We start from the raw sequence: 19,759 nt of genomic DNA, 5'->3' as shown, positions 1-19,759 counted from the left end.
CCGACAGCGGTGAGCCGCAGACACAGGCTGACGGGGCGGATGAGGAGAGCCTCATCCGCCCCGTCAGCCGTCTGCTGGCCGCAGTCTCGCCGTCAGCCGGCCTCAGAGCCGGTCAGGCGACGACGACGCAGCATGAGCGCGACACCGCCGCCGGCCAGGAGCAGCAGGGCGATGCCTCCCAGGAAGAGCGCCTGGGTTCCGGTCAGGGGCAGACCGGCCACAGTCTTCTTGGGGCTTGCGGTGGGCGAGGCGGCGCTGTAGTCGGTCACGCCCGGCTTGCCCTGCCCGGGCGGAGTGGTGGAGTCCTTGCCGTTGTTCGACCCGTTGGAGCCGTTCCCGTTGGAGCCGTTGCTGTTGCCGGGGATGTCACAGCTGCCGGCCTTGGCGTTGCAGGGGTCGGTGATCGGCTTGTCGGTGAAGCCCAGTCCCTGGGTGCGCAGGAGGACCGTGGAGTCGAGCTGGCCGTCCTGGGCGTCGGCGATGGCCACGCGCACGTGCACCTTCTGCCCCGGGGTGACGGAGGCCTGGCAGGGCAGGGCGGAGGTGTAGCCGTTGAACTCCACGGGGATCTGACCCGGCGTGTGTCCAGAGACATTGGCCGTGTAGTAAGCGGCGTTGGAGGACTCGTTGATCGAGGCGGCGCTCACCGCCGTCTGCGTGCCGGGGACGTGGGCGCACTCGGTGCCGTTGACCTGGATGCTCAGCGGGTCCTTGTATCCGCGCGACTGCCAAGAGGCCGGGGTGCCCTCGGTGGCGCCGGCGTACTCCTCGGAGCCGAGGCTGTAGTAGAGGACGATGTTTGAGCTGGTGGCGGTGACGTCGAACTCCAGGACGGCCTCGTCGTAGACGTCGGTGCCGGCCACCTTGGCCAGTCCCGCCGGGTCCTCGACGACGCCGAAGTCACCGGTGGTGTCCAGGGCGTCATTGGGCCCCAGGACCGCGGAGCGGGTGATGTCAGTATCGGAGTCAGCAGTGGGATCGGGGTCGACGAGGGAGCCGGTGGACAGGGCGACACCCTCAGTGATGGCGTTGCCGTCACCGGGCAGGCCCTTGACCGTGCCGATCTGGACGTCCTTGCCGGAGACGGAGGCGTTGGAGACTGTCGCCTTCGGACCGGCGACCATCTGAGCCAGGGACTGGGCGCTCACCGTGGAGGTGTTGCGCAGGGAGGTGGTGGACTGCCCCGCCGTATTCGGCGCTGTAGCGGCCACCGCCGGGCCGGCCGCACTCAGGGCGAGCGCAGCCAGCAAAGCGATTGTTGAAGCGGATAACCGTCGCAGACGGATGGGAAGAGTATTCACAGGATCTCCGTTAGACACGGGGCCGCCCAGCGTTGAGCGACCACCTGAACCGACAGGCATGGGAGACCGAACAGCTCACGGAGAACGCGTTCAAGACTAACCGGACGATAAGACCTTTGCTTGTGGTCTATGTCACCAAAGTGCCGAAAACCTCAAGAAACCCTGAGAATGCAGGGGCTACGTCTTTGGTGGCAGTGTCCCGATATTGACAGAGCGGTCCAAAGACCTGTTCCTCCGCCCCCAGGTTCTCCTAAGGTTGGGCCTGGGAGATCACATAACAAAGGCTCACGGCGCACTGACACCCTCATCCCTCATGAGTAAGGACAGTACGGACAATGACCGTGACACACACTTCGTTCCGCGCCCGTCGCAGACGACTGGCCGTGGCGCTAACGCTCGGACTCCTGGTGGCCGGGTCCGGCACCACTGCGCTCGCCGATGAGGCACCTTCCCCCGACACCTCCCCCACCGCCACCGCTACTGCCGAGGCCTCGCCCGAGGCGGGAGCGGACCAGAAGAACGACCAGTCCCCTGCCAACCAGGCGCAGGCGAGCCAGAGCCCCACCGAGCAGGCACAGGCGGGCCAGAGCGACCAGCAGGCCGCCGGCGGAGCCGCGGCCCAGAACGCGAAGGGATTCAAGGCCGATAACCCCGGCTGGGCCAACGCCACCAAGCACACCGGTGCGGCACACGGGGTCGAGGAGGACTACACCGCCAAGTGGACCCGCGCCGACGCCATGCAGATCCAACGCGTCTCCAACCCCAATGCGCCGTCGGGCACCAACTCGATGCCCGAGCAGCTCACGATGCCGGAGATCTCCAACGGCTTCCCGGCCACGAGCGAGGACGTGTGGGTGTGGGACACCTGGACGCTGACCGATGAAGCCGCCCACCAGATCTCCTACAACGGCTGGGAGATCGCCTTCTCCCTGGTAGCCGACCGGCACGCCGGCTACACCTTCGACGACCGCCACACCCACGCGCGACTGGGCTTCTTCTACCGCAAGGCCGGCACGCAGACCTCCTCGGCCGACGGCGCAGGCAGCTCCAACGGCGGCTGGATCTACGGCGGACACGTCTTCCCCGACGGCGCCTCCGGCTCGATCTTCGAGGATCAGAGCTTCACGGCCCAGACCGAGTGGTCCGGCTCGGCCCGCCTCATGGAGGGCAACAAGATCCGCATGTTCTACACCTCGGTGGCCTTCTACAACACCGCCACCGGTGGCAGTGGCGACAAGGGCTACGGTCAGGACGGCAACGGCGGGTCCTCCAAGCCCTACGATCCGCGGATCGTGCAGTCCGAGGGGCGCATCTACGCTGACGAGAGCGGCGTGTGGCTCACCGGGTTCCGCACCCAGCACCAGCTTCTCGTCCCGGACGGCAAGTACTACCAGACCCGCGAGCAGAACCCGGGCGTGAACTTCCGCGACCCCTTCACCTTCCGCGACCAGAACAACCCCTCGGACCCCACCGAGTACATGGTCTTCGAGGGCAACTCGGCCTTCGTCCGTGAGCAGCAGTACGTCGACGCCGCGGCCAAGGCCGGGCAGAACACCACTCTGGCCACCTGCACCGCGGAGGACCTCGGCTACGAGCAGGGCGATCCCAAGGCCGAGACGGTCGAGGCGGTCAACCAGCGCGGCGGCCGCTACCAGCTGGCCAACGTGGGTCTGGCCCGGGCGAAGAACAAGGCGATGACCCAGTGGGAGTACCTGCCTCCGCTGCTGAGCGGCAACTGCGTCAACGATCAGACTGAGCGGCCGCAGATCTACTTCCAGGACGGCAAGTACTACCTGTTCACGATCTCGCACCGGGAGACCTACGCCGACGGGCTCCAGGGACCTGAGGGCGTCTACGGCTTCGTGGGCGACGGGCTGCGAAGCGACTACAAGCCGCTCAACCAGAACACGGGTATCGCGCTGGGCAACCCCATCAACCTCAACTTCAACCCGGGCAAGCCCTACTCGCCGGACTTCAACCAGAGCCCGTACACCTTCCAGTCCTACTCGCACTACGTCATGCCCGGCGGCCTGGTGGAGTCCTTCATCGACTCCATCGGCGGCAACAAGGACGGCAACCCGGTGCGTGGAGGCTCGCTGGCCCCGACGGTGAAGCTCACCATCTCCGGGGACACCACCTCGGTGGACCGCACCTACGGCACCAACGGCTTGGGGGGCTTCGCGGACATCCCCTCCGACAGGGCCCGCTCCAACGGCGGTGACACCCGCCCGCAGCGCCTGAAGTAGGCGTCGCCCCGAGCGTCACTGCTTGAGCAGGAGGTGGGGTCGTCGGAATCTTCCGGCGGCCCCACCTCCTCGTCGTCGTAGTCCTGCGGCGCCCTTACAGGGCTGCGGCCAGAGGGGTGAGGCTTCCGGAGGTGATGGTGGCCGTGCCCTTGGCTCCCAGGACGATCTCCTGGCAGGAGGGGGCGGTGAAGACCAGGAGGCTACCGACTGTGGCGCCGTCGTCGACGAAGACCTCGAGGCTGGAGCGGTCCAGGTAGAGGTGCAGACGCACTGTGGAGCCGGCGGGGCGGTACTGCGTCTGGCGGCGCAGGGCGAAGTCGGTGGTGGTCCCCTCGTCCTTGCCGTCGACCTGCGTGAGCCCGCCGTCGGTGCGGTCCAGGTAGAGGGTGCCGGCCGAGACGTTGACGCCGACGCGCACCTCCTGGGTCTTGCCGTCGACCTCCCCGCGGGCCAGGCCCAGCCAGGCCTCGGAGGCCTGGGAGATATCCAGCGTCAGGTCGATCTCGACCGTGCGGCCCGAGCCTAGAGCCGTCACCGTGTCGGTGGCCTTGAGGCCGGCGAGGTCGGTGGCCCGCCCGCGCAGGGCGTCGAGCTCGGGGACGGGTTTCTGCACGAGGGTGCGCTTACCGCCAACGGTGGTCAGGGACAGCTCGCGCGGGATGCTCATCTCACCGCGCCAGTCCCCAGTGGGCAGCGAGTAGGGGTAGTTCCAGTTGCCCAGCCAGGCCATCCACACGCGGCGGCCCTCGACGTGCTCGAAGCTCTGGGCGGCGTAGAAGTCCTGGCCGACGTCGGTGAAGCGGGTGTCGCGGTCCTCGGGGAAGAAGACGGAGCCGTCGAAGTCGCCGATGAAGTACTGGGCGGTGGAGCCGCCCGTCTCCTCGTTGGCTCCCACCGAGAGGGTCATGACCCAGCGGGTGCGCCCGTCGCTGGAGTCGGTCAGGGGGAAGAGGTCGGGGCACTCCCACACGGCGGCGTGCGAGCCGATGCCCTGGCCGAAGTCGCTGGCGTGACTCCAGGCCTTGAGGTCGGTGGAGCGGAAGAGGGAGACGTGGTCCCCGGCGGAGACAATCATGATCCAGGCCTTGGAGTCCTCGTGCCAGAAGACCTTGGGGTCGCGGAAGTCCTTGCGCCCGTCGTTGGGGATGACGGGGTTGCCGGAGAAGCGCCGCCAGCTCCTCCCCCGGTCGGTGGAGTAGGCCAGGGACTGGGCCTCACCGCCCTCGGTGGAGGTGTAGACGGCCACCATGCCGCCGCCCTTGACCAGGCCGGAGGTGTCGGCGCCGTCGACGACGCAGCTGCCGGACATGGCCAGGCCCTGCGCGTCGTGCTTCAGGGCCGTCCCCTGGCGCTTCCAGTGCACCATGTCAGGGCTGATCGCGTGGGCCCAGGTGCCGTCCTGCTGGTGGAAGAGGTGGTACTCGCCCTCGTAGAGGACCAGGCCGTTGGGGTCGGCGAGATTCCCCGTGGCGGGGCTGTAGTGGTAGGCGGGGCGGTAGGCGGCCGAGGCCGCCGAGTCGGTGGCCGTGGGCGTCGGCGAGCTCCGGCGCCCCGTGGTGCAGCGCACCAGGATGGCTCCGCCCACGATGAGAGCGCCGGCACCAACCGCGCCGAGGATCAGGGTCCGACGCCGCAGGCCGGTCCCGTGCGGCTGCGGGGCCTGGGAGCCGGTCGCCTCCGGCGAGGGCGACACAGGCGCCGTGTCCGCGGGGGTCGGCGGACACACCTCCGGCTGAGTCGGCGCAGGTTCCGAGGAGCTCGGGGAGCCTGCCGACTCAGCCGGATGGGTGGGGTGGTCAGGATGGGAGGGATGGGCGCCGTGGGACTCGTCCGTCATGGCCTCAAGGTTATCGGCCGGTCGGGCGAGCGGCGACGTCCCTCAGAGCGAGCGCTCCGCGGTCTCGACCACGTTGGCCAGCAGCAGGGCGCGGGTCATGGGGCCCACGCCGCCGGGGTTGGGCGAGAGCCAGGAGGCCACCTCGTCGACGCCGTCGGCGACGTCACCGGCGATGCGACCCTTGCCAGTGGCCGGATCGACGACGCGCGAGACGCCCACGTCCAGGACGACGGCGCCGGGGGCGACCATCTCCGGGGTGATGATGCCGGGGCTGCCGGCCGCGGAGATGACGACGTCGGCCCGGCGCACGTGCTCGGCCAGGTCCGTGGTTCCGGTGTGGCAGATGTCCACGGTGGCGTTGACGTCCTTGCGGCCCAGGAGCAGGCCGATGGAGCGGCCCACCGTGACCCCGCGGCCGACGACGCACACGTTGCGGCCGGCCAGGTCGATGCCGTGACGCTCCATGAGCTCGATGCAGCCGCGCGGCGTGCAGGGCAGGGGCGAGTCGATGGGCCCCGAGGCCCGCAGCACCAGGCGCCCCAGGTTGGTGGGGTGCAGGCCGTCGGCGTCCTTGGCCGGGTCCACGCGCTCCAGGATCGCGTTGGTGTCCACGCCCGCCGGCAGCGGGAGCTGGACGATGTAGCCGGTGCAGGCGTCATCCGCATTGAGGCGGTCGACGGCGGCGGCCACCTCGGCCTGGGTGGCGGTGGCCGGCAGGTCCTCGCGGATGGAGAGGATGCCGACCTCGGCGCAGTCGGCGTGCTTGCCGGCGACGTACTTGACGCTGCCGGGGTCCTCCCCCACCAGGATCGTGCCCAGGCCGGGGGTGACGCCGCGCTCGCGCAGTACCGCGACGCGTTCCTTGAGCTCGGCCTTGAGGGCGGCGGCCGTGGCCTTGCCATCCAGGACCCGGGCCGCACCGTTCCAGGGAGCCCTCACTGGGCCAGCCCCGGGTAGAGGGGGAAGGCGTCGGTCAGGGCGCGCACGCGACCGCGCAGGGTCGCCAGGGTCTCGTCGTCGGCGGTGCCGGCGGCGCCGTGGACGAGGGTGGCGGCGATGACGTCGGCGACCTCGGTGAACTCGGCGTCACCGAAGCCGCGGGTGGCCAGGGCGGGGGTGCCGATGCGCAGGCCGGAGGTGACGCGCGGGGGACGCGGGTCGAAGGGGACCGCGTTGCGGTTGACCGTGATGCCGGCGGTGTGCAGGAGGTCCTCGGCCTGCTGACCGTCCAGAGAGGAGTCGCGCAGGTCCACCAGCACCAGGTGCACATCGGTGCCTCCGGTGACCAGGCTGACGCCGGCGGCACGCACGTCGTCGGCTCCCAGGCGCTCGGCGATGATGGCGGCGCCGCGCACGGTGCGCTCCTGGCGCTCGCGGAACTCCTCGGTGCCGGCGATCTTCATGGCCACGGCCTTGGCGGCGATGACGTGCATGAGGGGGCCGCCCTGCTGGCCGGGGAAGACGGCGGAGTTGAGCTTCTTGCCCCACTGCTCGGCGCGGCTGGACAGGAGCATGCCGGAGCGGGGGCCGCCCAGGGTCTTGTGGACGGTGGTGGACACGACGTCGGCGTGCGGGACGGGGTTGGGGTGCAGGCCGGCGGCAACGAGCCCAGCGAAGTGGGCCATGTCGACCCACAGGGCGGCGCCGACCTCGTCGGCGATGGAGCGGAAGGCGGCGAAGTCGAGGTGACGGGGGTAGGCCGACCAGCCGGCGATGATGACCGCGGGGCGCTCGCGCAGGGCGGCCTCGCGCACCTGGTCCATCTCGATGCGCATGGTGGTCTCGTCCACGCCGTAGGCGGTGGCGTTGTAGTTCTTGCCGGAGAAGTTGATCTTCATGCCGTGGGTGAGGTGGCCGCCGTGGGCCAGGGACAGGCCCAGGAGGGTGTCGCCGGGGGTGGCCAGGGCGTGGAGGACGGCGGCGTTGGCCTGGGCACCGGAGTGGGGCTGGACGTTGGCCCACTCGGCGTCGAAGACGGCCTTGGCACGCTCGATGGCCAGGGACTCGGCGACGTCGACGACCTCGCAGCCGCCGTAGTAGCGGCGCCCCGGGTAGCCCTCCGCGTATTTGTTGGTCAGGACCGAGCCCTGGCACTCCAGGACCGCACGGGGAACGAAGTTCTCCGAGGCGATCATCTCCAGGGTCTCGCGCTGGCGGGTGAGCTCGCCGGTGAGGACCTCGGCGATGTCGGGGTCGAGCTCGGCCAGGGGCTGGTTCAGGGACGGGGTGACGGCTTGCGCGGTCATGTCTCTCCTCAGGTGTCAGGCGCAGGCCGCGGTGACGCGGCGGCCGTGCGCGCACTGGTGGGCGATCCGTGGCCCAGGCGGGCGACCCCGGAGTCGTGTTCGTGCCGCTCCCCGGTGGTGATCCACCCGGCGCCAGTCGCGACAGGAACACCCTACCGTGCCGGAGCGGAGCCGTGCCCGTCCCGGGCCGCACCGCGTTGTCCTGCGCCGCGCTGTGGCGCCTCGGGGAGGGGCTCGCACCACGGGGCGAGCGCTCAGCCCTCCGGGTCCTCCTGCCCGAACCAGTCGCCCAGACCGTCGTCGGCGCCGATCCAGGCCAGGGCCTGGGCCATCTCTTCAGGGCGCAGGAGGATCCTGGAGAAGGCGCGGCGCACCTGCTCGCGCATCTCCTCGTCACCCACGCCGGTGACCACGAGGTGACAGCGGGGCTCGGCGGACGCGTCGTCGCCGGCGCCGGCGGGGGCGGCCGGGACCTCCGCCCAGGTGCCGGCGTCGCCGACGCTCACGGCACCCCCGGCGACCTCCCAGGTGCAGACCCGGCCGGGGCGGCTGGGCAGCCAGAAGCAGCCGCGAGCGCACAGCCCCTGGCCGGCGAGCTCGACGACCAGGGAGCGCAGGCGCTCGGGGTGGAAGGGCAGGGAGGCGCTGAGGTCGAGGGTCCACACGCCGTGCTCGTCGGGGCCACCCCAGGCGCTGGTGGTGGCGGGGTGGATGCGGCTCAGGGAGGCGGCGGCGTCGTGGGTGAGGGAGGTGAGGGCCTCCAGGAGGGGTGCGTCGAGCCCCGGGAGCAGGAGGGTGTCGTGGGGGCGCAGGTGCTCGATGAGGTCGGCCCCGGCCGGGTTCTCGTCGCGCCCCAGGGCCAGGACGAGGTCGGCGTAGCCGAGGTTGGTCAGGTGGACGGCGCCCGTGCAGCGACAGTCGCCGGGGAAGGCGCTCAGCTGGCGGTGCTCGAGGAGCTCGTCCAGGGCGGTGGTGGCGTCCAGGACGTGGGCGGCTCCGGCCAGTCTCACCCCGGTGCCGGCGAGCTCCTCGGCCAGGCCGGGCAGGAGGTGGGCGAGCTCGATGGCCGCCGGCAGGAGGATGACGGTGGTGCCGCCCGGCTCCTGGGCGGCGCGGTCCTGAGCGACGGCGACCAGGACCTCCCGCAGGGAGCAGGTGGGGCAGGTGTAGGGCATGGGGACGTCGAGGCGCACCGGCTCGTCGTCGAAGCCGTCGGCCGAGCTGTGGCTGACGAGCCGGACCAGGTCGTCATCGGTGTCGCTGCTGCCGGCATCGTCGTCGGCGCCGAAGTGGAGTCCGGCGCGGATGACGACGGCGTCCTGGCCGGCCAGGGCGAGGTCGACCAGGTCCAGCAGGGCGGGGTCGACGGCGCCGATGACGGCCAGGGTGTGCCGGCCGTCGGCCGGGGAGCCGGGGATGTCAGCGCGGTTGCCGGCAAAGTCATCCGAGGGATCGGTCACGAGGTCCTCCAGCAGAGTTGACGAAACTGAGAATCATTCTTATATCATGCTCGTCATGACCACCTACTGCCAAGTCACGGGGGCCCGGCCTGTCTTCGGCCGGTCCGTCTCCCACTCCCACAAGCGCACGCCCCGGCGCTGGGACCCCAACCTGCAGCGCAAGCGCTACTGGGTGCCCTCCCTGGGGCGCACCGTGCGCCTGACGGTGTCCGCCAAGGGCATCCGCACGATCGACAAGCTGGGCATCGACGTCGTCGTGGCTCAGATGCTCGCCCGAGGGGAGAAGCTGTCATGAGCGGCGCCAAGGGCAAGGACCTGCGGCCGATCATCAAGATGGTCTCGACCGCGGGGACAGGTCACACCTACGTGACCCGCAAGAACCGCCGCAACACCCCCGACCGGCTGGTGCTGCGCAAATTCGATCCGGTGGTGCGCCGGCACGTGGAGTACAAGGAGTCGCGCTGATGGCCAAGAAGTCCAAGATCGCCGCCGAGCTGCGGCGCCAGCAGGTGGTGGAGCGTTACGCCGAGCGCCGCGCCGAGCTCAAGCGGACCTCGGTCAACCCCCACCTGAGCCAGGCCGAGCGCGATGAGGCGATGGCGGCGCTGCACGCGCTGCCCCGCGACGCCTCCCCCACTCGTCTGCGTCGGCGTGACGTGGTGGACGGTCGCCCGCGCGGCCACCTGCGCGTCACCGGGACCTCCCGAGTGCGCTTCCGCGAGATGGCGCTGCGCGGCGAGCTTCCGGGCATCGTCAAGTCCTCCTGGTAGGCGGGTGCGGGCGGGGTGGGTCTGCGGGCCCGCACCCGCCGGGGCCCACGATGCGGCGTAGCACGCTCGCAACCGCGCCCCTCTCAGCACCGCTGCCGGTACTCGTTCACCACGTCAGTTCTCATATTCACCCCCTTCCAAGGAGCTCGTATGCGTCCTGGGATCCACCCCAGCTACCAGCCCATTGTCTTTCGCGACAAGTCCGCAGGCTTCGCCTTCCTGACCCGTTCGACCCTGACGTCGTCGGAGACCATCGAGTGGGAGGACGGCAACACCTACCCGGTCTACGACGTCGAGGTCTCCAGCGCCTCGCACCCGTTCTGGACCGGCCAGGGCCGCATCCTGGACACGGCCGGCCGGGTGGAGAAGTTCGAGCGCCGCTACGGCAAGCGCAAGCGGTAGGCGTACAGGCGAAGCACCCAAGCCTCTCCCCGTCGATCTCTCACCGCCCTCACTGGACACGAAGAAGGAAAGGAACCGACATGAAGGTTCGAGCCTCGATCCGGTCCCTGGCCAAGCAGCCGGGGTCCAAGGTGGTCCGACGCCGCGGCCACACCTACGTCATCAACAAGAAGAACCCCCGCCTCAAGGCCCGTCAGGGCTGAGCCGCGACGATAATCCAAGGAACACGGACCCTCCGGGACCGGCACCTGAGCCGTTTCTACGGCAGGGGCCGGTCCCGGTTAGGCTGAGGCCATGGCTCATTCCACGGCGCACACCGACTCCGCCGCCCACCTGGTCCTGTCCCTGTCCTGCCCCGACCGCCCAGGGATCGTCCACGCGGTCACCGGCACGCTGGCGCGCCGCGGCGGGAACATCACCGAGTCCAAGCAGTTCGGGGACTCCTCCACCGGACTGTTCTTCATGCGGGTCCAGGTGCTCACCACCGTGCCGCGCGTGGAGCTGGAGAAGGACCTGGCCGAGCTGGCCGGCGAGTACGAGATGGAGTGGAGCCTCGATGAGGTGGGGCGCGCGATGCGCACCCTCATCATGGTCTCCAAGGAGGGGCACTGCCTGACCGATCTGCTCTTCCGGGCCCGCAGCCAGGGACTGCCGGTCGACGTCGTCGGCGTGGTGGGCAACCACGAGACGCTACGGGATGTCGCCGAGTTCTACGGGGTGCCCTTCCACCACATCCCGGTCACCAAGGAGACCAAGGAGGCCGCCGAGGCCGAGCTGCTGGGGCTGGTGGACTCCCTCGACGTCGAGCTGGTGGTGCTGGCCCGCTACATGCAGATCCTCTCCCCCGCCCTGTGCGAGCGGCTGCACGGGGGCGTCATCAACATTCACCACTCGTTCCTGCCGTCCTTTAAGGGGGCGCGCCCTTACGCCCAGGCGCACGAACGCGGGGTCAAGCTCATCGGGGCGACGGCGCATTACGTGACAGCGGACCTCGATGAGGGGCCGATCATCGAGCAGGACGTGACGCGGGCCGGGCACGAGGACTCGGTGTCCGTGCTGCAGGCCAAGGGACAGGACGTCGAGCGTCGGGTGCTGGCGCAGGCGGTGCGCTGGCACACCGAGCACCGGGTGCTGCTCAACGGGCACCGCACCGTCGTCTTCGCCTGAGCAGAGGCGGGGTGGGGTGGCCCGTCACCGTCCGGATAGAGGCCGGACGGTGACGTGGGCGACTCGGATGGCACAAAGTGCTGGAGCACTGACGATGTACTTCCCCGTGAGGTTGTGAACGCGGCTGGTGGAATCTGTGCTGTCTCCTCACTTCTGAGACACTCACTCGGGCGGGAACCCGGGGCAGGCTGGTGGTCCAGGAGGCGAGGGGGCCGAAGGGATGGGGCGTGACGAGAGTGGTGTCCACAGCGCTGACATTAACCCCCGAATCGGGGCTGCACACCCGAGAGAAACCGCAGGATTTCAACGATCCCTGCTGGGCGCACTGACGCCGAGCCCGTTAATGTCAGCACTGTGGACACCAGGCCGCGCAGGAGCGAGAGTCCGTGGGTCTTGCGGCAGTGCCCGGCGTCTCCGTCACAGGTCCGCCCGACCGACTTCTGACCGACGTCTGTGCTGGGGCCTGGAGGCTATGACCCGACGCCGGCTCCGCCTTGAGTCTCGCCTCGAGTTGGCCTGCTCCACGAGGGTCGGGATCTACTGGCCAAGGGTTGTGCGTACTGCACGAAGGCCCCACCTACCCAAAGTGCACCCGACCCTCGTCCAGTAGCACCCCACCCCTCGTGCAGTGCGTCCAGACGACGACGGCAGCCACCACACTGACCGGGTCAGCCTCTCTCCGGCAGACTGAAGCAGCAGCTCTCCCATCCGGCAGACGCACCCCACCGGTGTCTTGAGATGTCATGACATCCGAAACTCTCAGAAGCCATGAGACAACACAGCGGCTGGTGGAATCGTGCAAGGTCAGGTGGCCGAGTGTGAGCACGGTTCACGCAGCCACCATGACTCTCTCTGGTACCGGTCACAGTCGACGGTTGTGGACTGATGACGCGAGAGGCGCCGCCCTCCTCGGGGAGTCCCGTTTCGGGTTTTCCACAGAGTGTCCTCGGGGCCTGGTTTGGGGACGTTGGGGCAGGTAATGTCAATGCACCGTCTGAACGGGCAGTGTCGCCCAGCCGGGCGGGGTATGGAGTTGTTTCGGTGGCGAGGAGGCTTCCGTGATGAGTACGTCCCTACGATCCCCCGAGCCCACAGATACCCGGCGTCCTGCATCCGGCTCTAGCCAGGTCACCATCTTGAAGCGCCGCCCTGCCGCGCACAGCCGCCGGAGAGGCGTGGCCGGGTTGGTGGCGGTGTGCGTGCTGGCGCTGGGGGTGGCGGCCTGCTCGGTGAAAGACGCCAAGGCTGAGGCCAGCGCGAGCGCCAGTGCCAGCGCGTCGGCGGCTATTGCTCGGGCTGAGAAGGGCATCGCTGACGCCAACGCCTCAGCGACCGCCTCCCGGGAAGCGGCTCTGACTCCTGAGCTGCGTGCCAAGCGCGACGCCGCCCTGGCCGAACCCGAACCGGCCAAGCCCCCGCAGCTGAACGAGGAGAGCGCCGAGGGTGCGGCAGCCAGCGTCGGCTACTTCCTCAACCTCTACCGCTACGCCTTCATGACCGGCGACACCACCGAGTTCGCCGCCATGAGTGACGACCGCTGCAAGTTCTGCCAATCAACGATCAACAATGCCACCACGCTCCACAACAGTGGCGGTTGGGCCGACAGATGGGAACAAACCATAACCGATCTAACCTACTACGAAAAACTCGACGGCTACAATTACAACAGAATCAAAGTAATCGCCGATCACGGCGAACAGATAAGTCACCCTAAAGGAGGGACAGAAACTAAGATAACCGAAGCGATGCAAGGTCAGACACTCAACTTCGCAGTTCATTACATGAATGGCCGCTGGCTAGTTGGTGGAGTGGAAGTAGAGAAAACACAATGAAACACACGCTCACGACGGCATCCATCTTCGCAATAGCGTTTTCCACATTCCTCACTTCCCCCTCATTAGCCGAGGAAACCGGAGAGGGTGAATTGAGTTGGGACACACAGGCGACAGACGATTACACCACTATTGCCGGACATGCCTCGAGATCAGTAACCTCCAACCCCGAATCCGAGGATACAGGTTCAGGCTCCTCTGGTGACGGCGTAACAACTCAGTACGAAGACAGCTCGACATGGGACGAGCAGCCCCACCAGGAATGCTCCACGGAGAAGGATGAGTACGGGCTGGACAAGTACAAGTGCAACCTGTCCACCCTCCACCGCCCCACCCAACCCGACCAACCCACCACCGGTGGTGCCCGGACGGTCACCATCACCACCCGCCAGGCCGCGACATTGATTGCTCAGGGTTCTGGGATTACGCGTCAGCCCCCGGGCCCCAAGGTCATCATCTCCATGGCCTTCATCGTCTACACCAACCCCACCGTGCGCTACCAGACCACCACGATTCTGGGCACTCCCATCGAGGTCGAGTTCACCCCCACCTCCTACACCTGGGGCTGGGGAGACGGCACCACCACAACCACCACCGACCCAGGCGCCCCCTACCCCCACCAGACGGTGACGCACTACTACCAGCACACCGCCACCGGCGTCACCACCACCCTGACCACGACCTGGACCACCAGGTTCCGCCCCGCCGGCGAGAGCCAGTGGCGACCCATCGAGGGCACCATCACCACCACCGAGACCTCCACCCCCTACGACCTGGTCCGCATCGTCACCTACCTCACCGACGACGCAGAAGAAGCCCAAGGCCACTAACCCCCACACCCCAGCGCACACGCTCGCACCTTCAGCCCACCAGCCCACTCAGCGAACGCGGTGTCACAAACGGCGACTTTTAAGGACCATCCAGACTCATGACCGTCCCTCCGTGGCACATATGCGCAGGTCAAAGCCGCACAGGACCGGGCACGTCAGCCAATGGACAGCCTAAAAGTCGCCAAACGTGACACCAAGGCCTCGCAACGCCCCACTGAGGCCGGCCGCTGAACCGTCCGACGCACGCGGTCGTAGGGTAGGTGGCCTGTTCGTACCCTTTACCCCTCGAACGCGAGGCATAAGGTACGAACGCGACGGCCAGGGACGCCCGTCACAGACCCCAGACACCGCCCGGAGGCCAGTCAGACGCCGCGGGCCACCGGTAATGCACACGGCGCCCCACGCCAGACCCCACACGACCTCAGCGAGTTCTTGGAGTCCATCAGCGGGCACGAACAGCCGGCTCGTCCACCGAACCTCACAACCCGCCACCTCAACTCGCGAGATGCGAGCAAACATCACGACGCTTAAACACCATCCCCAAGGGTGGAGCCCCTCACGGCTCATCAGTTCCTCATCGACCCCACCACCGCCCAGGCCCACCACGTAGCCTGACATCATGACGACTCTTGAGATGCTCATTGACGTCCTGTCCCGGTCCCGCGAGCGATTCGACCGCGCTTTTGATGGCGTCACACTCGAGCAGGCCAACACCCGGCCCGCCCCGGACCTGGCACCCCGCATCGACTCCCTGACCTGGCTGGCCTGGCACACGGCCCGCGAGCTCGACATTCAGGTCGCGCCCTTGGCGGGCGTTGAACCCGTCTGGATCACCGGCGGCCACCGCGAGCGCTTCGACCTGCCCCTGCCCGACGATACCGAGGACTGGCGCCACACGCCCGAGCAGGCCGCTCAGGTCGTCGTCGGCGACCTGGGTCTCCTCTTCTCCTACCTTGACGACGCCTACGCCCTGGCCACCACCTACCTGCGCTCCCTCACGCCGGAGTCGCTCGATGACATCGTTGACGAGTCCTGGGACCCGCCCGTCACTCGGGCCGTGCGCCTGGCCTCAGTCATTGACGACGCCGCCCAACACTCCGGCCAGGCCGTCTATACCCGCCGCCTCCTGGGCCTGCCCGGCTAGGCGCGCACCCCCCCGTACCACACGTTCGCCCCGACCTGGCGGTTCAGGTCGGGGCGAACGGCTCCCACATGACAAGAGTCTGTTGGGGCCCGCGTGGGCCGGTGGTGCGGGAGGATCAGGCGGCGGGCTCCACCGCCTCGCCGCGGCGCAGCACGGTGACGGGACGCAGCTCCGCGTCGGTGACGACGACGTCGGCCCACAGGCCCGCCCGCAGCGCCCCCACGGAGGAGTCGCCGAGGATCTGGGCGCCCTGGACGCTGGCGGCGTAGACGGCGTCGACCAGGTCGACTCCCCCCTGCCAGGTGGTGCGCACGACGTCGATGAGGTGGGCGGTCCCCCCTGCGATCGCGCCGCCCTCGGTGAGGCGGGCGACGCCGTCGGCCACGGTGACCGGCTGGGAGCCGAGCACGTAGTCGCCGTCGGCCATGCCGGCCGCCGCCATGGCATCGGTGACCAGGACGACGTTGTCGCGCCCCAGGGTCTCGAACATGTCCAGGACGATGGCGGGGCTGAGGTGCACGCCGTCGCCGATCATCTCCAAGACGCACTCGCCGCGCTGGGCGGCCGCCAGGAACTCGGGCACGGGCCCGGGCGTGCGGTGGTGCATGGGGCGCATGCCGTTGAACAGGTGGGTGGCTGTCGAGCGCGGGGTGCGGACCGGTTTGCCGGCCTCGAGGCGCTCGGCGATGCGGGTGGCGGCGTCGGCCAGGGCGGCGCGCACGGGGGCGACCTCGGAGTCGGTGTGCCCGAAGGAGGGCAGCGCCCCGCCCTCGATGAGGGCCGCGTTGACGCCGTCGTCGCCGGTGATGCCGGGCTTCTCCGGGGCGATGGTCATGGTGACGACGTGCCCGCCGCCGAGCTCGATAAGCTCGCGGGTCAGGGCGGCGTCGGGATCGATGATGTAGGTGGGGTCCTGGGCGCCGCAGCGCTCCACCGAGACGAAGGGCCCCTCGAAGTGGATGCCGGCGAGCTCACCGTCCTCGCACAGCCCCGCCAGCACCCGGGTGCGCGCGCGCAGGACCTCGGGGGCGGCCGTCACGCAGGAGGCCACCAGAGACGTGGTGCCGAAGCGGCGGTGCTCGAGCACGGAGACCATGGCCTGCTCGGCGGTCTCGGCGTTGGGGAAGGACTCACCGCCCCCACCGTGGCAGTGGACGTCCACCAGGCCCGGCAAAAGGTAGCCCCCCTCGGGTGCGGCCTGAGCCTGCTCGACGGCGTCTGCGAAGCCGGCCCGTGCGGCCTGGTCAGCGGGCCCGACCCACGCGATGTGGGATCCCGACAGGACAACCACCCCATCGTCGATGATGTGGTCGGGGGTGACGACACGTCCCCGCAGTGCGCGGACCTGCATGGCTTCGTTGCTCATGAGTCGGATTCTGTCACCACTTCAGACATCAGACAACCTCCTTCGGGGCGTCTCCTCCCCCACATTGCCCGGGCAGGTTTCGGCTCCGCTCCGCTCACCCGGCCAGGCGCTGCTCCATGCGGGAGACGGCCCGGTTGACGTCGCGCTCCACGCGCGCCGACGGCGCCGCCCCGCCCTTCCACAGCAGGCCCTCCCCGACCGGCCGCACGGCGACGAGGCGGCCCCGGTCCACCAGGATCGGGCGGAACATGCCGTTGCTCGCCGGGCAGATGAGGCGTTCGCCGTCCTCATCAGTAAGGCAGGAGCGGTCCTTGTAGCCCACGTGCAGCTCGTCGAAGGAGCCCAGGAAGTGCGTGGCCTGCGCGGCGTTGCGGTGGGCGGACAGCAGGTCGGGCAGGTCGGCGCGCATGTAGAGCAGGCCGGTCTTCGGGGCCGACTCGCCGGGACCGAGCGGGCGCAGGCCTCCGCGGGTCCCACCCTCGGCGACCGCGCGCACGAGCGGGACACGGGGCCCGGCCGGCTCACCGGCAGCATTAACCGCGGCTGGGGCCTGCTCCTCCCCCAGCTCGACGGCGTCCTCCAGGGCGCGGGCGGCCTGAGTCTTGGGCAGTGTGGTCCAGCGGGCCAGGTCCTCGGCGCTGACCGGGCCGTGGCTGGTGGCGTAGCGGTAGGCGATGTGCGCGCAGGCGGCGCGGTGGCCAGTCCCGCCGTGGGCGACGCCTGCTCCGGCGGGCCCGGAGTCGGCGTCGGGCAGGGAACGTGCGTCCATGACGAGGTGCTCGTTGCCGGACCGCGGACCCTGGACGAGGATCCCCTCGCGCTGGAGGCGCACCAGGAGGTGGCGGCGCCGGTAGGCCGAGACGTCCTCACCGCGGAAAGCCTCCATGAGGCCGGCCTCCTGCCAGGCCGCCAGCAGCACCGAGCGCCTCAGCGGGCCCTGGTCCTCAATGAGGCCCAGCGCCACCTCGGCGGCGCGCTCGCACAGGGCGGAATCGACGCCGTAAGCCTTCTCGCTGTTCCGCACCCAGGCGTCGGTGCGGTGCATGAGAGCGGCCCGCAGCCAGTGGTGGTCGGCGGCGGTGGTGATGTGGACGGTGCCGCGCATGGGCCAGGAGCGAACCAGGTCGCCTCGCGCGAAGGCCGCCTCGACGTCGGCCGGGGTAGCGGCCGGGGCGCGCACGAGCAGGGCGTGGGGGACGGCGGAAACCTGCTGGCCCTGGATGGCGAGCTGGCGGGACACTGCCGCGACGACGTCGGGCGCAGCAGTGGCCGGGACGAGGTCCTGGGAGATGATGCGGGCCAGGCTCACCTCGGTCGGCAGCGTTGCGGAGGACGTGCGGGCGGCGGGCATGGCAGTCTCCTCAGAACAGGCGGGAGCTCGGGTCGTCCATGCCGCGCATGGCGTCGTAGTCGAGGGTGACGCAGCGGATGCCGCGGTCCTCGGCCAGGACGCGGGCCTGGGGCTTGATCGTCTGGGCGGCGAAGACGCCCTGGACGGGGGTCAGCAGCGGGTCGCGGTCGAGGAGCTCGAGGTAGCGGGTGAGCTGCTCAACGCCGTCGATCCCGCCGACGCGCTTGATCTCCACGGCCACGGAGCGGCCCTCGGCGTCCTTGGCCATGATGTCGACCGGGCCGATGGCGGTGGGGAACTCGCGGCGCACCAGGCGGTAGCCGGCACCCAGGACCTCGATCTGCTCGGCCAGGAGCTCCTGGAGGTGGGCCTCGACGCCGTCCTTGGTGAGCCCTGGGTCCACACCCAGCTCGTGGCTGACGTCGGAGATGGTCTCGAAAAGGCGGATGACGAGGCGGTCATCGGTCTTGGTGGCGCTGACCTCCCAAACCTCGCGCACGCCGTCGGCGGCGGCCTCCTCGTCCGGCTCGGTGACGGCCAGGCGGGCCGGGGCACTCATCCAGTTCAGGGGCTTGTAGGAGCCGCCGTCGGAGTGGATGAGGACCGAGCCGTCGGCCTTGAGCATGAGCACGCGAGTGGCCCGGGGCAGGTGGGCGTCCAGGCGGCCGGAGTAGTCGACGGAGCAGGAGGCAATAACGAGGCGCACCCGTCCACCCTAGCGGGGCGGGCCCGGCCTCGGCGCGACGCCGGGGCCGGCGGGCCTGAGCATCGTGTCACCCGAGGCGTTCCCCTCCACTGTCCATGCACGGCATCCACACCGGATCGGACGTCGTGTCTCAGGCGTGCCCCGGGGCCTGGGGACGCAGCGTCAGGCGATGGCGGCGCCCCACCCCGTCGTCGAGAACGTACGTCGTGATCGAGGACTGCGATGTCCTCCAGATGACTGGGAAGGGACCCCAGTGGCCTGGAGGAAAACGCAGTCCTCGGACGAAAGGTACGTCGCCGATCCGGCCAGGAGGCCCCGCCCCGCCCCGGCGGATCCGGCCGCCGGGTTCACCGGCCGGCCGCAGCCGCCAGGCTCAGTAGCCAGCCGCATCGCCGAGCCCCGGCGTCGGGTCTCAGAAGAGCCGGGGCTGCTCAGGGGCGGCGGACTCCACCCAGGCGACTAGCGCCGAGTGGGACTCCTCCATCATGGCCAGGTCGAAGCCCTCCGGGCTGCGGGTGGCGTCCACACAGTGCACCTCGACGACGCGCCCCTGCTCCCGGCGTCGCCGTGCCTCGGAGAGCTCCAGGTTCAAGCGGCTCCATGAGCGCGACGGCCTGGTGGAGAAGGACACGAGGCGATACCACTCCAGGGAGTCGAGCCGGAAGGAGGCCACCCCGCTCAGCCAGCGCTGCGCCCCGCGTGGACGCAGGGCGCACTCGAAGGAGCCAACCTGCCCGGCCAGGTAGCGCAAACGCAGCAGGAACCCGCCTGCCAGCAGCACGAGGACGGTGACGGCAATCGCCACGACCGTCCACACGTGCTGCCCCATGACTCAGGCCTCCGCGCCCTGCTTCACGTGGTCGGCGGCGATCGTGATGACGTCGTGGTCCACGGAGCAGAAGCCGCCGGACACCTCGATGCTGCACATCTCGCCGTCGATGGGACTCAGCCGCACCGGACCGGCCCCCAGGACCGCCACGAGGGGCTGACGACCCGGCAGGATCCCCAGCTCCCCGTTAATCAGGGGTACGGAGACCTGCGTCGCCTCACCGGTCCAGGCCTCGCCCGCCGGCGAGACCACCTCAACATGTAAGGCCATGT

20 protein-coding genes and 1 riboswitch are annotated in these 19,759 nt (G+C 69.4%); of the genes, 10 read left to right on the top strand and 10 right to left on the bottom strand.

Features of this window, described 5'->3' with window-relative positions; translation table 11 throughout:
* Positions 1–92 precede the first annotated feature (92 nt).
* Positions 93–1,250: a choice-of-anchor L domain-containing protein gene (locus JJJ14_RS03675; protein WP_233431699.1), complete on the bottom strand. Its 1,158-nt coding sequence runs from the start codon at positions 1,248–1,250 to the stop codon at positions 93–95.
* A gap of 386 nt (positions 1,251–1,636) precedes the next feature.
* On the opposite strand from JJJ14_RS03675, the gene JJJ14_RS03670 reads away from it, so the two are divergent.
* Positions 1,637–3,547, top strand: a complete 1,911-nt coding sequence (locus JJJ14_RS03670) for a glycoside hydrolase family 68 protein (protein WP_201444716.1) — start codon at positions 1,637–1,639, stop codon at positions 3,545–3,547.
* Between the two features lie 94 nt (positions 3,548–3,641).
* Here JJJ14_RS03670 and JJJ14_RS03665 read toward each other — a convergent pair whose 3' ends face one another.
* From JJJ14_RS03665 to JJJ14_RS03650, 4 genes are all read right to left on the bottom strand, one after another.
* Positions 3,642–5,384, bottom strand: coding sequence for a glycoside hydrolase family 32 protein (locus JJJ14_RS03665; protein ID WP_060956565.1), 1,743 nt, complete (start codon positions 5,382–5,384; stop codon positions 3,642–3,644).
* A 42-nt stretch (positions 5,385–5,426) separates the two neighbouring features.
* A complete protein-coding gene (locus JJJ14_RS03660) occupies positions 5,427–6,323 on the bottom strand; it encodes a bifunctional methylenetetrahydrofolate dehydrogenase/methenyltetrahydrofolate cyclohydrolase (RefSeq protein ID WP_201444715.1) in 897 nt (298 codons plus the stop codon).
* Positions 6,320–7,630, bottom strand: coding sequence for a serine hydroxymethyltransferase (gene glyA / locus JJJ14_RS03655; RefSeq protein WP_236592904.1), 1,311 nt, complete (start codon positions 7,628–7,630; stop codon positions 6,320–6,322). The genes JJJ14_RS03660 and glyA overlap by 4 nt, the downstream gene beginning before the upstream one ends.
* A gap of 64 nt (positions 7,631–7,694) precedes the next feature.
* Positions 7,695–7,780, bottom strand: a riboswitch (ZMP/ZTP riboswitch).
* Between the two features lie 104 nt (positions 7,781–7,884).
* Positions 7,885–9,090 (bottom strand): GTP-binding protein, encoded by a 1,206-nt coding sequence (locus JJJ14_RS03650; protein ID WP_060956568.1) that lies wholly within the window; start codon positions 9,088–9,090, stop codon positions 7,885–7,887.
* Positions 9,091–9,145: 55 nt separating this feature from the next.
* Here JJJ14_RS03650 and rpmB point away from each other — a divergent pair, with 55 nt between their 5' ends.
* From rpmB to JJJ14_RS03605, 9 genes are all read left to right on the top strand, one after another.
* Entirely contained in the window at positions 9,146–9,385 is a 240-nt protein-coding gene (rpmB, locus tag JJJ14_RS03645) for a 50S ribosomal protein L28 (protein WP_003789593.1), read from the top strand.
* Entirely contained in the window at positions 9,382–9,555 is a 174-nt protein-coding gene (gene rpmG, locus JJJ14_RS03640; protein WP_003789591.1) for a 50S ribosomal protein L33, read from the top strand. Before rpmB ends, rpmG begins: the two co-directional genes overlap by 4 nt.
* Positions 9,555–9,860 carry a 30S ribosomal protein S14 gene (rpsN, locus tag JJJ14_RS03635; protein WP_201444714.1) on the top strand — a complete coding sequence of 102 codons (306 nt, stop codon included), beginning with the start codon at positions 9,555–9,557 and terminating at the stop codon, positions 9,858–9,860. The genes rpmG and rpsN overlap by 1 nt, the downstream gene beginning before the upstream one ends.
* Positions 9,861–10,010: 150 nt before the next feature.
* Positions 10,011–10,262 (top strand): type B 50S ribosomal protein L31, encoded by a 252-nt coding sequence (locus JJJ14_RS03630; RefSeq protein WP_003789587.1) that lies wholly within the window; start codon positions 10,011–10,013, stop codon positions 10,260–10,262.
* Positions 10,263–10,342: 80 nt separating this feature from the next.
* Positions 10,343–10,465, top strand: a complete 123-nt coding sequence (gene ykgO, locus JJJ14_RS03625; RefSeq protein ID WP_003782012.1) for a type B 50S ribosomal protein L36 — start codon at positions 10,343–10,345, stop codon at positions 10,463–10,465.
* A 91-nt stretch (positions 10,466–10,556) separates the two neighbouring features.
* Positions 10,557–11,429, top strand: coding sequence for a formyltetrahydrofolate deformylase (gene purU, locus JJJ14_RS03620; RefSeq protein ID WP_075254165.1), 873 nt, complete (start codon positions 10,557–10,559; stop codon positions 11,427–11,429).
* A gap of 1,187 nt (positions 11,430–12,616) precedes the next feature.
* Entirely contained in the window at positions 12,617–13,261 is a 645-nt protein-coding gene (locus JJJ14_RS03615) for a DUF6318 family protein (RefSeq protein ID WP_201445067.1), read from the top strand.
* A gap of 92 nt (positions 13,262–13,353) precedes the next feature.
* Positions 13,354–14,091, top strand: coding sequence for a zinc transporter (locus JJJ14_RS03610; RefSeq protein ID WP_236592903.1), 738 nt, complete (start codon positions 13,354–13,356; stop codon positions 14,089–14,091).
* A 619-nt stretch (positions 14,092–14,710) separates the two neighbouring features.
* Positions 14,711–15,235, top strand: coding sequence for a mycothiol transferase (locus JJJ14_RS03605; protein WP_201444713.1), 525 nt, complete (start codon positions 14,711–14,713; stop codon positions 15,233–15,235).
* Between the two features lie 115 nt (positions 15,236–15,350).
* Here the strand turns inward: JJJ14_RS03605 and JJJ14_RS03600 are convergent, their stop codons facing one another.
* The 5 genes from JJJ14_RS03600 to JJJ14_RS03580 all read right to left on the bottom strand — a co-directional run bounded on the left by JJJ14_RS03600 (position 15,351) and on the right by JJJ14_RS03580 (position 19,757).
* Entirely contained in the window at positions 15,351–16,586 is a 1,236-nt protein-coding gene (locus JJJ14_RS03600; protein WP_201445065.1) for an N-acetylglucosamine-6-phosphate deacetylase, read from the bottom strand.
* A gap of 109 nt (positions 16,587–16,695) precedes the next feature.
* A complete protein-coding gene (locus JJJ14_RS03595; RefSeq protein WP_201444712.1) occupies positions 16,696–17,952 on the bottom strand; it encodes a DNA glycosylase AlkZ-like family protein in 1,257 nt (418 codons plus the stop codon).
* Positions 17,953–17,962: 10 nt separating this feature from the next.
* Positions 17,963–18,658, bottom strand: coding sequence for an endonuclease NucS (gene nucS / locus JJJ14_RS03590; protein WP_009405946.1), 696 nt, complete (start codon positions 18,656–18,658; stop codon positions 17,963–17,965).
* Positions 18,659–19,070: 412 nt separating this feature from the next.
* Positions 19,071–19,487, bottom strand: coding sequence for a DUF2550 family protein (locus JJJ14_RS03585; RefSeq protein WP_201444711.1), 417 nt, complete (start codon positions 19,485–19,487; stop codon positions 19,071–19,073).
* A gap of 3 nt (positions 19,488–19,490) precedes the next feature.
* Entirely contained in the window at positions 19,491–19,757 is a 267-nt protein-coding gene (locus tag JJJ14_RS03580; protein WP_003789542.1) for a F0F1 ATP synthase subunit epsilon, read from the bottom strand.
* Between the last annotated feature and the right edge of the window lie 2 nt (positions 19,758–19,759).

Origin of the sequence: Actinomyces sp. HMT 175, from assembly GCF_016694895.1 — a bacterium.
Classification (GTDB): domain Bacteria; phylum Actinomycetota; class Actinomycetes; order Actinomycetales; family Actinomycetaceae; genus Actinomyces; species Actinomyces oris.
This window is presented reverse-complemented; position numbering and strand designations above follow the sequence as displayed.

Excerpts from the sequence above, each read along its gene's own strand:
- JJJ14_RS03605 (WP_201444713.1), top strand. The coding sequence starts at position 14,711 with ATGACGACTCTTGAGATGCTCATTGACGTCCTGTCCCGGTCCCGCGAG.
- ykgO (WP_003782012.1), top strand. The coding sequence starts at position 10,343 with ATGAAGGTTCGAGCCTCGATCCGGTCCCTGGCCAAGCAGCCGGGGTCC.
- JJJ14_RS03665 (WP_060956565.1), bottom strand. The coding sequence starts at position 5,384 with ATGACGGACGAGTCCCACGGCGCCCATCCCTCCCATCCTGACCACCCC.
- JJJ14_RS03670 (WP_201444716.1), top strand. The coding sequence starts at position 1,637 with ATGACCGTGACACACACTTCGTTCCGCGCCCGTCGCAGACGACTGGCC.
- JJJ14_RS03630 (WP_003789587.1), top strand. The coding sequence starts at position 10,011 with ATGCGTCCTGGGATCCACCCCAGCTACCAGCCCATTGTCTTTCGCGAC.
- rpmG (WP_003789591.1), top strand. The coding sequence starts at position 9,382 with ATGAGCGGCGCCAAGGGCAAGGACCTGCGGCCGATCATCAAGATGGTC.
- glyA (WP_236592904.1), bottom strand. The coding sequence starts at position 7,630 with ATGACCGCGCAAGCCGTCACCCCGTCCCTGAACCAGCCCCTGGCCGAG.
- JJJ14_RS03595 (WP_201444712.1), bottom strand. The coding sequence starts at position 17,952 with ATGCCCGCCGCCCGCACGTCCTCCGCAACGCTGCCGACCGAGGTGAGC.
- rpsN (WP_201444714.1), top strand. The coding sequence starts at position 9,555 with ATGGCCAAGAAGTCCAAGATCGCCGCCGAGCTGCGGCGCCAGCAGGTG.
- purU (WP_075254165.1), top strand. The coding sequence starts at position 10,557 with ATGGCTCATTCCACGGCGCACACCGACTCCGCCGCCCACCTGGTCCTG.
- JJJ14_RS03580 (WP_003789542.1), bottom strand. The coding sequence starts at position 19,757 with ATGGCCTTACATGTTGAGGTGGTCTCGCCGGCGGGCGAGGCCTGGACC.
- rpmB (WP_003789593.1), top strand. The coding sequence starts at position 9,146 with ATGACCACCTACTGCCAAGTCACGGGGGCCCGGCCTGTCTTCGGCCGG.
- JJJ14_RS03585 (WP_201444711.1), bottom strand. The coding sequence starts at position 19,487 with ATGGGGCAGCACGTGTGGACGGTCGTGGCGATTGCCGTCACCGTCCTC.
- JJJ14_RS03600 (WP_201445065.1), bottom strand. The coding sequence starts at position 16,586 with ATGCAGGTCCGCGCACTGCGGGGACGTGTCGTCACCCCCGACCACATC.